This window comes from Streptomyces glaucosporus (genome assembly GCF_039533345.1).
Taxonomy (GTDB): Bacteria; Actinomycetota; Actinomycetes; order Streptomycetales; family Streptomycetaceae; genus Streptomyces; species Streptomyces glaucosporus.
This window is the reverse complement of the sequence record NZ_BAAATJ010000022.1, coordinates 1-13,496: the sequence shown is the minus strand read 5'-3', so window position 1 is coordinate 13,496 and position 13,496 is coordinate 1. Positions and strand designations below refer to the sequence as shown.

Below are 13,496 nucleotides of genomic sequence, written 5' to 3'. Positions count from 1 at the left end.
GGGAGCGCACGATCGGATAACGGCTCCGCGCGCCGGCGGTGCCAGGATCGGCTCGGCGCCCCCTCCGGGGCGCCGAGGCCGGGAAGGGCACCGCACGGGCGCCCGCGGAGCGACGAGGGGACTCAGATGCTCGACAGACGTGTTCTGCTGGGACTCGGCGGAGCGGTGGCCGCCGGCGGGATCCTGGCATGGCCGATCCGGGAGGCGGGCCGCGCGACCGCGGAGACCGCCGGCGCCGTCCCGGCCGCGCCGTCCCACCACGGGGCCGGGCACATGCGGCGCATGGCCAGGGGCGCGATGGCCTCGTCCCGGCAGGCCGCCGAGCCGTTCTCCGTGCGCATGCCCGTCCCCGCGGTGGCCCGGCCCGTGGGCAGGACCGAGGACGCCGACCTGTACAGGATCGACATGCGGCCCTCGCAGGTCGAGATCCTGCCCGGCAAGACCACCCCGGCGCTGACCTACGGCGGCACGTTCGTCGGCCCCACCATCAGGGCCACGGCCGGCCGGAAGGTCCGGATCGCCTACGCCAACCGGCTCGGCAGGCCCGCGAACGTGCACCTGCACGGCGGACACGTCCCGCCGGAGAGCGACGGCTACCCGATGGACCTCATCGCCGACGGCGCGTCCCGCACCCTCGACTACCCCAACCGGCAGGACGGCGCCACCCTCTGGTACCACGACCACACCCACCACATGGAGGCCGAGCACGTCTACCGCGGCATGCACGGCTTCTACCTGATCGAGAGCCCCGAGGAGCGGCGGCTGGGGCTGCCGCGGGGCAGGTACGACGTGCCGATCATGCTCCGGGACGCCCACTTCGACGCGGACGGCGGGCTGATCCTCGACGTCGAGCACCCCGAGGCCCGCTCCACCCTCCTGGCCAACGGGCGGCCCCAGCCCTACTTCCCCGTGGCCGCCCGCAAGTACCGCTTCCGGCTGCTCAACTCCTCCATCTACAAGATCTTCGAGCTGGACCTCGGCGGCGCGGAGATGGTGCAGATAGCCTCCGACGGCGGCCTGCTGCCGGAACCCGTCCCCCGCACCACCCTCACACTGGCCCCCGCCGAACGCGCCGAGATCGTCGTGGACTTCTCCCGCCACAACGTCGGCGACAAGCTGGTGCTCTCCGACGCCGGCAAACCGGTGGTGCGCTTCGACGTCACCCACCGGGCCGACGACCCCAGCCGGATACCCGACCGGCTCCGCACCCTCCCGCCGCTGCCCGCGCCCCGGGAGACCCGCCGCCTCAAACTCGCCGTCGCCCCCTCCAAGATGGCGTACGCCATCAACGACCTCACCTGGGACCCCGACCGGATCGACGCCAGGGTCAAGGAGGGGACCAGCGAGATCTGGGAGATCTACAACGCCGACACCGTGGACTCGGAGTTCGGCGGAATCGACCACACCTTCCACCTGCACCTGGTGCAGTTCCGGGTGCTCGACCGCGACGGGAAGCCGCCGCTGCCCGGCGAGTCCGGCTTCAAGGACACCGTGCTCGTGCGGCCCGGCGAGCGGGTCCGCATCCAGGCCACCTTCGACGGCTGGCAGGGCAAGTACGTGTACCACTGCCACATGCAGGAGCACAACGTCGCCGGGATGATGGCCCAGCTCGAGATCGTCGAATAGGCCGGCAGCCGCGGGCGCGCCCGGGACACGGCCGGGCGCGCCGCGCTCCAGGAAGGCACACAGATGACGACGAGGACGATCGTACGGGCCGTGCTGCGCGGCTCCCTGCGGGACATCCACCACGTCGGGGCCGTTCCCCCCGGCCGCGCCCGGGGGCTGGTGGCCCGCGTGTACGCGCAGGCCGAACGGGACTTCGGGATCATCGCACCGCCCCTGGCCCTGCACTCCGGAGCTCCCCGGGCCCTCGCCGCGAGCTGGCTGCTGCTGCGCGAGACCCTGCTGGTCGAGGGCCGCGTCGGCCGGGCCGTCAAGGAGGCGGTCGCGGCCGAGGTGTCCCGGGGCAACTCCTGCCCCTACTGCGTCGACGTCCACCGGGCCGCGCTGGAGACCCTCCGGCGGCCGGCGCCGGACGCGCCCGGAGCCGGGGCCGCCGAGTGGATCCGGTCCGGCGCCGGCCGCGGCGAACGGCCCCCGTTCACCGCCGAGGAGGCCCCCGAGATCCTCGGTGTGGTCCTCGCCTTCCACTACCTCAACCGCATGGTCGGCGTCTTCCTCGACGACTCGCCCGTACCCGCGCGCACCCCCGCGGCCGTGCGCGGCCCGATCCTGCGCACGGTCGCCAGGGCCATGAGCCCGGCCGCCGGCCCCCCGCGGCCCGGCGAGAGCAACGGCCTGCTGCCCGCCGCGCCGCTGCCGCCCGGTCTGGAGTGGGCACGGGCCGACCCGGTGGTGGCGGACGCCCTCGGACGCTCGGCCGCCGCCGTCGAGGACGGGGCCCGCTGGGTCCCCCCGCCGGTCCGCCGGGCCCTGGCGTCCCGGCTCGACGGCTGGGACGGGTCCCCGCCCGGCCTCGGCCGCTCCTGGCTGGGGGAGGCGCTCGCCGGTCCCCTGCGCCCGGCGGACCTGCCCGCCGCCCGGCTCGCGCTGCTCACCGCGCTCGCCCCGTACCAGGTCACCGAAGCCGACGTCGCCTCCTTCCGCGAGCGGTACCCCGGCGACCGGGAACTGGTGGAGCTCACCGCCTGGGCGTCCCTGAGGACCGCGGTCCTCCTCACCTCCCGGCTCGCTTCCCGCCACCCGCCGGCGGCCCCGGGGAACCGGCCGGGCCGATGAAGCCGTCATCCTGCCGCGGAGCCTGCCGCCCCTCCGGAGGGGTCCGCGGCTCCCCCGGTCCCGCCCTGTCCGGCCGGTTCCGTCCGGCCGCCGCGGCCCTCCCTCCCGCGGGCCGGGGAGCGCACACACCGCCCCCGGGAGGGAGCAGGACACCCCACGGCCTGGGAGGGACGGCCGGCCCCGCCCCGGGCACCGGCCCGGGGCCTCCCTCCGGCAACCGCCCGCACGGGACGCGCCCGGCGGCCACGGGGCGTCCGGCACACCTCCACGGCATCCCCGGCGCACCCGGAACCCGCCTCCCCGGCGGCCCGGCTCGGCGCACCGCCCATGGGCCCGTCCCGTGCGGGCGACCGGCCCGGCACCGGGCGCCCGCACACACGGACAGGAGAGCTGAACCATGGCCAAGAGGAGAACAGTGGCCGTCGCGGGCGGCGGCATCGGCGGACTGGCGACCGCCGTCGCGCTGGCCCGGCGGGGCATCGACGTCACCGTGATCGAACGGGCCGGACGGATCGGCACCCGCGGCGCGGGCCTGGTCCTCCACCCCGGCGGAGTACGGGCCGCCGACGCGCTCGGCGGCACCCTGGGCGCCCGCCTCAGGGAGACCGGCCACGTCCCCCGGCCCGGCGAGGTCCGGCTGGTGATGGACGAGGCGGGAAAGATCCTGGCCGAGGAGCCCGCGGACGCCGCGGAGGAGACGCCGGACGCCCCGCGGATCCTGATCCTGCGCTCCGCCCTGCAGCGGGCCCTGCTCGACGAGTCCCTCACCGCGGGCGCGGCGGTGCTGCTCGCCACCGCCGTCGAGGACTACACCCAGCACGGCGACGGCGTCACCGTCCGGCTGTCGGACGGCAAGACCCTCGAATGCTCCGCCCTGGTCGCCGCGGACGGCGCCGACTCGGCCGTCCGGCGGCGGATGCTCGCGGACGGCCCCGCCGAGCACCGCGGGCACGCCTCGGTGTCCGGCTGCGTCCGCGGGTCCGTCCTGGAGCGGCGGCCGTACACGGTCGGCAGCCGCGGCATCCGGCTGTGCGTCACCCCGGTCGGCGGGGACACCCTGTGCTGGAACGCCACGATCGCCTCGCCGCCCGGGATCTGGCCCGCCAAGGGGCCCGCCCGCGCGCGGACGGACCTGATCGCCGCGCTCACCGGCTGGTACCCGCCCGTGGTGGACCTGGTCAGGGACACCGACCCGCGGGACATCGCCGTGGCCGACCTCCGCGGCCGCGCCCCGGCCCCCCGCTGGGCCGACGGCCGGGTCGTCCTGCTCGGCGACGCCGCGCGCCACGAGGCATCGGTCCCCGGCCGGGGAGCGGGCACGGCCATGGAGGACGCCCTCGTCCTCGCCGACGCCATGGCCGCCCACGACGACGTGCCCTCCGCGCTCGCCGCCTTCCAGCGCGAACGCCTGGAGCGGACCGGGGCGGCGGTGCCCACCGCGCGCCGCCGGGACGTGCCGGGCCGGGAGCCCGGCAGGGCCGGAACGGGACACGGCGGCACCCGGGCGGAACCGGCCGCGCACGGGGCCGCCGGCGCCTCCGGCCGCAGGTCCCCCGCCCACCGCACGGAGCTGCGCCTCCCGGCGGCCCGCGAGACACCGGACCGCGTGCCGGGGGGCGCCGGGCCGCACATCGTCCTGGTCAGCGGCTCCCTCCGCCGGGGATCGACCTCCGACCGCGTGGCCGACTGGTGCGCGCTGCGCTGCGCCGACCAGGGCGCGACGGCCAGGGTCTTCCCGGGAGCCGAGATAGACTTCCCCGCCTACCGGCCGGGCCTCGCCTCCACGCACCCCGCGGTGGAGGAGTTCCTGTCGGAGCTGCGCCGCGCCGACGGCGTCGTCCTGGTCTCCCCGACTTACCACGGAACCGTCTCGGGCCTGCTGAAGAACGCCCTCGACTACATCAACGACCTGGAGGGGCCGGAGCCCTACCTGGACGGGCGCCCCATAGGCTGCGTCGCCGTCGGGGCCGCCCCCGAGGGCGCCGCCTCCACCCTGGCCACGCTCCGCACCATCGGCCACGCGGTACGCGGCTGGCCCACCCCGGTGGGAGTGGCCGTGTCCCGGGCGCCCGCGCCGCCGTCCGCGGACGGGCCGGTGCCGCCCGAGGAGGAACGGCTGATGCGGATGATCTCCCAGGTCCTGTGGATGGGCGGGGCCCGCGCGGCCGCCGGGCGGCCGCCGCTCCTCGGCGCGGTGGCCTGAGAGGACCGCCGGGGGCGTGCCCGCCCGGGGCCCCGGGGGCCCGGGCCACCGGGAGCACGCCGCGTCCCGTCCGCGTCCACCGGGCCGGGAGGAAGACGAGAGGAAGGAGTGGGGAACATGACCGCACCCGACGAGGAGGGCCGGGACCACCCGGGCACGGCCGGATCCGCCGACGGGGACACGGAGTTCGAGGAGTGGCTCCGGATCACGAGGGAGCCCGGGGAGGGACTCGGCGCCCGGCTCTCCTCCGAACTGGAGTCCCACCTGCTGGGGGAGGCCATCTGAGCCGGGCGCGCGCGGGCGCGCACGGACGCGCCCGCCCGGCCCGGAGAGACGGCTTGGGCGGCGGCCTGGGCGGCGGCCGGGCGGGGCGGAGCCACCCGCGCCGCCGCGCCGCGGAGAGGGCCCGCGCACCGGCACGGGCCGCCACACCGGACCGGCCGGTGGGTTCACGGGCACCGCCGGGACCGCAGGAAATCCGAATGGCGATTCGGAAAACACGGCCGCTGCCTGTCACATGGCTCCGGACATGCTCAGCATTCTCGGATAACACCAGGTCAGCGGCTTGCCGTTAGCATCCGAATACCTCTGCGGTACCGGTGCCGCAGGCTGCGGAACGAAAACATTCCCTTGGGTCCGAGAGCCGCCCTTCACCTGAAAGGATGCACTTCTCATGGGATCGGCATAATTCCGCCGCGGGATTTCCGGTGGCGTGGAGGGCCTGAGCAATCCACGTGTGCGCGACGACCACGGCCGCCGCGCACCGTCTCCAGAAAGGGAGCCCGCGACGCATGGCTCTACCCTCGCCACTCACCGTGAAGAGCGCCGCCGAAGTACGGCTGGACAGCCTCGTCCGGCTCGTCCGCGCCTACGAGAGGGCCATCACCGGTACCGCCTGGTGCACGGGCGGGGACATCCTCCTCGAGACCGGCCACCCGGCGCACGACGCCCTCCGCGACAGCTGGTGCGTGATCAGGCCGCAGGGCGAGGTCGTCGCCTGGGCGGCCCTGACCGCGAGGGGCGGCCCCTCACTGGACTGCACCCTCACCGTGCTGCCCGACGGCAGCGACCGCATCGCGCGCGAACTGGTCACCCGCCTTCTCCGGCGCGCCGACGAACTCTCCCGCGAGTGCGGCGGCAGCCGCCCCGCCACCCTCTGCGGTGTGCTGAACGGCGACCCGGTGGTCCCCCGCGTGCTCCAGGAGGCGGGCTTCCTGAGGCAGATCACGTACAACCGCTGCGAGATCGACCTGTCCCGCGCGGCGCTCCCCGCCGAACTGCCCGAGGGCGGCCGCATCCGGCAGGTCGACAGCGCGTCGGACGACACGCGGGCCCTGTACGACATCCACCTCCGCACCCGGACCACCGGGGCCAGGACACTCGGCCCCGAGACCTTCCGCGCCCGCCTGGAGCAGCTCGGCGCCGCCACCGCGCGGCGTGTGGGGGTGTCCCTGCTCATGGAGTTCGACGGCACCCCCGCCGGCCACGTCCTCGCGCAGGCGTGGGAGGGCAGAGGACGGATCGTCGACATGGCCGTGGCTCCGGCCTTCCGCGGCAGGGGCGTCGGGCTCGTCCTGATCGGAGCGGCCCTCGACCGGCTGCGGGAGGCGGGCTGCGGCCGCGCCCTGGTGGCACTGGACTCCTCCCGGCTCGAAAGCCGCCACGACCTGTACGAGGCACTGGCCGTGACGGGGGAGTACGCGGTCACCCAGTACGTCAGGGGCCCGTCCGGAGCCGGCCGCGCCGGACGGGAGGAGCACGGCCGGCTCCGCTCCCCCGGCGACCCCCGACCACCCGAAGACACGCGAGCATCCGGATCCCGCGCGAGCCGCCCACGCCTGCCCGGACCCGGATGCCGTCGAGGAGATCCGCACAGCGATGCGCGGATCTGAGGAGATGACGACATGACGGTACGCCTGTTCACCTCGGAGTCCGTGACCGAGGGCCACCCCGACAAGATCGCCGATCAGATCAGCGACACCATCCTCGATGCCCTGCTCGCCCAGGATCCCACCTCCCGGGTGGCGGTGGAGACGATGATCACCACCGGTCTGGTGCACGTGGCCGGCGAGGTGACCACCGCCGCCTACGCGGACATCCCCACCCTGGTGCGGGAGAAGATCCTGGCCATCGGCTACGACTCCTCCAAGAAGGGCTTCGACGGCGCCTCGTGCGGGGTGTCGGTGTCGATCGGGGCGCAGTCCCCGGACATCGCCCAGGGCGTGGACACCGCCTATGAGACCCGGGTGGAGGGGGACGAGGACGAGCTGGACCGGCAGGGCGCCGGTGATCAGGGGCTGATGTTCGGCTATGCCTGTGACGAGACGCCGGAGCTGATGCCGCTGCCGATACATCTGGCGCACCGGCTCTCCCGGCGGCTGACCGAGGTGCGCAAGAACGGCACGGTGCCGTATCTGCGGCCGGACGGCAAGACCCAGGTGACCATCGAGTACGCCGGGGACAAGGCGGTGCGGCTGGACACCGTGGTGGTCTCCTCGCAGCACGCGAGCGACATCGATCTGGAGTCGCTGCTGGCGCCGGACATCCGGGAGTTCGTGGTGGAGCACGTGCTGGCCGGGCTGGAGGCGGACGGGATCAAGCTGGACACCGACGGGTACCGGCTGCTGGTCAATCCGACCGGGCGGTTCGAGATCGGCGGGCCGATGGGGGATGCGGGGCTGACCGGCCGGAAGATCATCATCGACACCTATGGGGGGATGGCCCGGCACGGGGGCGGGGCGTTCTCGGGCAAGGATCCGTCGAAGGTGGACCGGTCGGCCGCGTATGCGATGCGGTGGGTGGCCAAGAACGTGGTGGCCGCCGGGCTGGCCGCGCGGTGTGAGGTGCAGGTGGCGTACGCGATCGGCAAGGCCGAGCCGGTGGGGTTGTTCGTGGAGACCTTCGGCACCCACACGGTGGAGGTGGAGCGGATCCAGCAGGCGATCGGTGAGGTGTTCGATCTGCGGCCGGCGGCGATCATCCGGGATCTGGACCTGCTGCGGCCGATCTATGCGCAGACCGCCGCGTACGGGCACTTCGGGCGGGAGCTGGAGGACTTCACCTGGGAGCGCACCGACCGCACCGATGCGCTGCGCAAGGCCGCCGGCCTGTAGCGGCCCCCGACGGCACGTCACCGGCCCGGCTCGCGGCGGTTTCCCCCGCCGCGAGCCGGGCCGTGTCGGTGGTGCCGTCGGTGGTGCCGCCGTTCCGGCCGGAACGCCTCACGCCCAGGGCGCCATGGGGAACCAGATCAGATCCCGGCGGGCCAGCATGCGCACGTCCCAGTACAGGACCATGAAGACCCCCGCCGCGACGAAGGCCGCGGCGATCACCGCGGAGGCGCGGCTGGGGCGCGCCGACATCCAGCGGTGCAGCCGTTCGCCCGCCAGCAGGGAGATCAGGACGAACAGCACGCCCATCACCACCAGATTGCCCAGCGCCTGGAGCGAGAAGGCCGCCGCCCCGTAGAGGGGGTTGCCGCTCTCGGCCGCGTCGTGGAACAGACGCCGGAACAGGGGGTAGGGGCGGCCGATGAGGAAACCGCCGACGAGGGCGCCCATGACGACCAGGGGCGCGTTCGGGAAACGCGCGGACACCCGCGCCAGCGGGTCGGGAACCCACCCCAGCGAGGCCAGCCCCAGCCACACCAGCACGGCGCCGATGATCCCGTAGGTCACCATGGCCTGTATCAGGACCGGCGGGAAACCGCTCGCTCCCGGGGAACCGAGCTGGAACTGCGGCATGCCGGTGCCCACCAGCGCGACGATCACGCCGTAGACGGACGACACGGCCACGGCTCCGGCCGCCAGGTACCCCAGCGGCCTGAGGAGCTGCACCAGCCGGCCGCGGCGCGACCGGGCCTGCCCGGCCAGCGGGGCCACCGCGCTGAACACCGCCACGTTGCACGCGGTGAACGTTCCCGCGACACCGGTCGCCAGGGCGAACGCGATGCCGATCAGGGAACTGCCGAGGGACGCCGTCGCGGCGTCCTGACCCAGCAGCGCGCCGGCGACGTTGGCGCCGATGGTCTGGTCGACGAACTCGTGGGACCACACGACCGTCAGCGCGAATCCGAACAGCGCGGCGACGGAGACCACCAGCCCGCGCCGGCGGGGGAAGTGGCCGTTGACGAACAGCGAACGCGGCCGGCCGTCGTCGGACGAGACGGGAGGAACGCGCCGTGTGCCGGAAGTCCTGTCCAGAACGGAATACACGGAAAGACCCTTCTGCCGTTCTCCGATGGTGCGTCGACCGTAGGGGACGTTCAGCCGCCGGACGGCTGTTCGGGCCGAGAACGGCAATCCCGGAGAAAAGCACTTGAACAAGGCGCCCGGCCCGCCCTCCCGCGGTCCGCGGCCCCTGCCCCGTCACCGCCCGCGCGAGGCGGTGCTTCAGGCCGCCCCGCGCGGGCGGTGACGGGGCAGAGCCCCTCCGGACGGCCCTCCGTCCCGGCCTGCGCCGGCCGCGGCCCGCCCCTCCCGCTCCCCGCGGGACGGCCGCCCGTACCGCACCCCGGTCAGCTCCTCCGACAGCTCCCACAGCCGGCGCTGCTCCCGCACGCTCCGGGCGTTCCGGCCGGACCCCACGGGCACCGGCGCGCCCCGCGTCTCGAAAAGCCTCCCCGGCCCCAGGTACGCGCCCCCCGGCACGCGGTGGTCCGTGGCCGCCCGCAGCACCGGCTCCGCCGCCCGGCCCTGCGGCCGGGCGAGGGCCCGCAGGGCGATCCGGCTCACCGGCCGCAGCAGCGCCGGTGCGTCGCCGTGCCACAGCCCGGTCGCCGACAGGCCCGGGTGCGCGGCGACCGACACGGTCCCCGCCCCCTCGTCGGCGAGCCGCCTCTGCAACTCGCGGGAGAACATCAGATTCGCCAGCTTGGAACGCCCGTAGGCGGCGACGGACCGCCGCCCGTCCCCCGACCGGGCCCCGTCCGCGTCGAAACCGCCCGGGGCGATCCGGTGCGCCAGGCTCGCCACGGTGACGACCCGCGAGCCGGGTACCTGCCGCATCAGGTCCAGGAGCAGGCCCGTCAGCGCGAAGTGCCCCAGGTGGTTGACGCCGAAATGCGCCTCGAAGCCGTCCTCGGTGTACGGGCGCGGGGGGAACATCACCCCGGCGTTGTTCACGAGCACATCGAGCCGCCCGTACCGGCGTCGCACCTCGTCCGCCGCCTGCCGCACCGAGTCCAGCGAGGCCAGGTCGAGCCGCACGACGTCCGCACGCCCGTCCAGGGCGTCCGCCGCGGCGCGGCCCCGCCGGACGTCCCGGCAGGCGAGGACGGTGTGGGCCCCGCGGGCCGCGAGCGCCCTGGCCGTCTCCAGGCCGATCCCGCCGGAACCGCCGGTGATCAGTACGATCCTGCCCCGCTGGTGGGGGATGTCCGCCATGGACCAGTCCACGTCGCCCTCCTGTGGGAACGGGGAACGGGTGGCGCGCCGGCACGCGGCCCCGTACCGGTGGTTACAACGGGTTCGGCGGAGGAACCGTGGCGGCCCGGGGCCGGATGCCGGGCCGGCGGCCCGCCGATCCGGGGGAGACCGCCGGCGACCGCCGCGTACGGCACCATCGCTCCCTTCGCCGAGGTGCGAATCGGGTCCTCATCCTCGGCAGCCGGGCTCCGGGCGGCCAACTTCCAGAGTGCGCATTCCGGCGGGCCGAGCGGATTCGGGGAGTCGGCGGCTTTGAGGACTTCACCGTGCAGCACGCCGCCGCACGAGAACGGCGCCGCACCGTGGGAGTGCGGCGCCGTCGCGACGAGGAGGGGGCGCCGGGTCAGGACACGGCTTTGAGGTTCTGGCGGCGCTTGGCGTCGTCCCGGCGCCGACGCTTCTCGGCGAGCTGGTCCTGGTAGGCCGCGACGGCCTGGCGGTAGCGCTCGACGAAGTCGGGGGAGTTGAGGCGTTCGTGCTTCGGCATCGCCTTGACCGCTGCGATGGCGTCCTCGGGGGAGTGGTAGGCGGCGAGCATGGGGTTGAGCTGGTAGATGCCGGGACGCTGCTTCTTCACCAGCTGTGCCAGGTCCAGGTCGCGCAGGGCCGCGTTGACGGCGGCCCGGCTCAGGCCCAGCATCTGGGCGATGGTGATCTGGTCGATCTCGATGCGGCCGCCCGGCTCACTGTGGGCGCGCAGTTTCAGCAGCACGCGGTAGGCCGCGGGCAGTAGGTCCAGGTCGGCGACGACGCCTTCCGCGTTCACTGCGGCGAAATGCAGACCGCTCACTGTTCGGTGCCCTTCTTCTGCTGCGTCCGCCCGCGGCGGCGCTCGGCACGCATTCTCGCCCGTTCCTCGCGCAGCCGCTCGATTTCCTGGCGCATCCTCTCCAGTGAGGGGAAGCGCACCAGATCGGGCAGACTCTCATCCGACCTGATCTTCGCAATGGTCACGTGCTGGTCGACCCGCACGTACTCCGGCTCGATGGTCTCTGTTCCCGGAATGAACTCGGCAACCCGGTAGGAGTACGGCGGATTGAACTGGTACACGCCGCGCTTCACCCGGAACACGATGCCGTGGGACATGATCTCCTGCAGCGCCTCGTTCACCTTGGTGCGCGCGACGTCCAGGACGTGCGCCATCTCCTCCTGGGTCAGGTGGATGCGTCCGCCCGCCCTCTGGCAGGCGATCATCAGCAGGATCAGCCGCAGAGGCAGCGCCTCGCGGAAGAACTGCGCGATGACCAGGAAGAACTCCAGACTGTCCATGGAGAAGGCGGTCGGCTGGTCCGGCGGCCCGTAGAACTCCAGCGGCTTCCGTTCGCTGTCCAGCGTGAGCTTGCGGCCGGGGTAGGCGCGGGCGACGTCGTCCAGGTCCTTGACGGGCCGCAGAGGCCTGTCCCAGGCGTCGGCCGGGTCGTTCAGCGGCAGCCTCGGCTGTGGCGCCCCCGAGGCGCTCGTACGGCGGCGCTGCGGCTCTGTCGACACGAGGCTGCATCTCCAAGCTGTTGATCTCCGGACGCCCAGCAGTATGTCACCCCCGCTTGACATTCATGTCGCTTCAACACGACATCCTGTGCGAGTTGTGTCCCCCAGGGGTGACAGATCTCCCCTCCCCCCGCCGGACCCACGCCGGACACATCCGCCTCGGGATGTCGCCTCCACTTGACACCAGGTCGGGAACCATGTCGCCTCCACTTGACACCAGGTCGGAAACAGTGTCGCCTCCAGTTGACATTGAGCAGGCGATGTGTCCCCTCAGCCGGGACACATCGCCAGAGATATGTCCCCCCAGCAGGTACATAACTCGAGACCCACAACGCTGTGACCTGCACCTTCTTCGTCCACCTACATATGAGTGGCAGAAGTTGGGAGCAGGCGCGGCCCGGGCACCGTCGTGGCTTGTGTCGCTTCGCGTGCGGCGCCGTGTTCCAGGTGCGGGCCGGTGGACGGCACCAGCGGTGCTGAGTCTCGGGTGGTACCGGCCGTGACGGTTGAAGCAGGCAAGAGTGGTCGGGGCCGGTGGGTGGTTCCGCTGCGCGGCCCTGGGGGCCGCGCAGCTCCGGTGGCCTCCGCACTCCGTCGTGCCCGTGTCACGCCGTGAGGGCGGGCGTTCTGTGGCCGGGGTCGCCATGGGAGGAACGGGCAGGGCAGCACCATCGATGTCATCAGCGTTCGATGCGCTGAGGGGAAGCTGAGGAGGCAGCGAACCAAGGACCAGATGGTTTCAGGCCTCACACCACAGCCGCATGCGCTGTGGGCACAGCCGCACGCGCTGTGGGCTCGAACGGTGTGCCGAAGGGTACTTCGGCTTCCCCGCCAAGATACGAGTCCGCTCCTTGAGGCGTCCCGCACAGGTTTTGGAACTCTCTGGATCCGCGGCCACAACCCCTTCCGGGATGTGGCATGGTTTCCCAGAATCTACACAGCAGTGCATCTCCAGACGAGGGGATCTGTCAATTTTTGCGGGACGGCGGTTCTGTGATTGTCCGTCACTTTCGTCGACTGCCCCGGCTCGCTCTCGCTGTAGTAGGCCTGGCCCGTGCAACGGACCAGGCCCCCACTCCCATTCATGCGTTGACGGCTGTTCACCTCCACTGTGACTGGGCCCGGTTTCGGGGGTGGAGCGCAGCGGAACCCCTCTCGGCCCGCGCGGCGGGTCGCCCTTCAGGTCGAGCAAGCGCAGCGAGGCGTTCAGACCTTCCGGCTTGCGGAGGGCCTTCGGTTCCCGGTGGCTCCCGGAGCGAAGCGGAGGGAGCCGCCCGCGCTTCGCGCGGGCGCGGCGAGCGAAGCGAGCCGGGCACTTCCATGCACAGCACGGACGCCCCCTCAGGTGTCGAGCGCAGCGAAGACGCCCTCGCTGCGCGAGGCGCGCAGCGCCGAGCCCGGGCGCGCAGCGGGCGGGAAGTGCGGGCGAGCGAAGCGAGGCCGGCCAACTGGCCCCCGGAGCGAAGCGAAGGGGGCCAGTTGGCTCCCCCGGAGCGAAGCGAAGGGCTTCGGTTCCCGAAGCGAAGCGGAGGGAACCGCCCGTGCTCCGCACGGGCGCGGCGAGCGAAGCGAGGCCGGCCAACTGGCCCCCGGAGCGAAGCGAAGGGGGCCGCCTGCGCTTCGCGCAGGCGCGGCGGGCG

At 73.5% G+C, this 13,496-nt stretch carries 10 protein-coding genes; 6 read left to right on the top strand and 4 right to left on the bottom strand.

What is annotated here, in order from left to right; translation table 11 throughout:
- The first annotated feature begins 126 nt into the window (after positions 1 to 126).
- From ABD358_RS21080 to metK, 6 genes are all read left to right on the top strand, one after another.
- Positions 127 to 1,626 (top strand): multicopper oxidase family protein, encoded by a 1,500-nt coding sequence (locus ABD358_RS21080; protein ID WP_344632662.1) that lies wholly within the window; start codon positions 127 to 129, stop codon positions 1,624 to 1,626.
- Between the two features lie 63 nt (positions 1,627 to 1,689).
- Positions 1,690 to 2,739 carry a carboxymuconolactone decarboxylase family protein gene (locus tag ABD358_RS21075; RefSeq protein WP_344632661.1) on the top strand — a complete coding sequence of 350 codons (1,050 nt, stop codon included), beginning with the start codon at positions 1,690 to 1,692 and terminating at the stop codon, positions 2,737 to 2,739.
- Positions 2,740 to 3,136: 397 nt separating this feature from the next.
- On the top strand, positions 3,137 to 4,942 hold the full coding sequence (locus ABD358_RS21070; protein ID WP_344632660.1) for an NAD(P)H-dependent oxidoreductase: 1,806 nt from the start codon (positions 3,137 to 3,139) through the stop codon (positions 4,940 to 4,942).
- A 117-nt stretch (positions 4,943 to 5,059) separates the two neighbouring features.
- A complete protein-coding gene (locus ABD358_RS21065; protein ID WP_344632659.1) occupies positions 5,060 to 5,227 on the top strand; it encodes a hypothetical protein in 168 nt (55 codons plus the stop codon).
- 506 nt (positions 5,228 to 5,733) lie between these two features.
- A complete protein-coding gene (locus ABD358_RS21060; RefSeq protein ID WP_344632658.1) occupies positions 5,734 to 6,834 on the top strand; it encodes a GNAT family N-acetyltransferase in 1,101 nt (366 codons plus the stop codon).
- Positions 6,835 to 6,846: 12 nt separating this feature from the next.
- Complete coding sequence (gene metK, locus ABD358_RS21055; RefSeq protein ID WP_344632657.1) at positions 6,847 to 8,055, top strand: methionine adenosyltransferase; 1,209 nt, start codon at positions 6,847 to 6,849, stop codon at positions 8,053 to 8,055.
- 108 nt (positions 8,056 to 8,163) lie between these two features.
- Here metK and ABD358_RS21050 read toward each other — a convergent pair whose 3' ends face one another.
- From ABD358_RS21050 to ABD358_RS21035, 4 genes are all read right to left on the bottom strand, one after another.
- Positions 8,164 to 9,156: a hypothetical protein gene (locus ABD358_RS21050; protein WP_344632656.1), complete on the bottom strand. Its 993-nt coding sequence runs from the start codon at positions 9,154 to 9,156 to the stop codon at positions 8,164 to 8,166.
- 177 nt (positions 9,157 to 9,333) lie between these two features.
- Positions 9,334 to 10,338 (bottom strand): oxidoreductase, encoded by a 1,005-nt coding sequence (locus ABD358_RS21045; RefSeq protein ID WP_344632655.1) that lies wholly within the window; start codon positions 10,336 to 10,338, stop codon positions 9,334 to 9,336.
- Between the two features lie 373 nt (positions 10,339 to 10,711).
- The gene (locus ABD358_RS21040; RefSeq protein WP_344632654.1) at positions 10,712 to 11,158 is read right to left on the bottom strand and encodes a helix-turn-helix domain-containing protein; all 447 of its coding nucleotides are present in this window, start codon (positions 11,156 to 11,158) and stop codon (positions 10,712 to 10,714) included.
- Positions 11,155 to 11,856: a hypothetical protein gene (locus tag ABD358_RS21035; protein ID WP_344632653.1), complete on the bottom strand. Its 702-nt coding sequence runs from the start codon at positions 11,854 to 11,856 to the stop codon at positions 11,155 to 11,157. Before ABD358_RS21035 ends, ABD358_RS21040 begins: the two co-directional genes overlap by 4 nt.
- Positions 11,857 to 13,496: the final 1,640 nt, after the last annotated feature.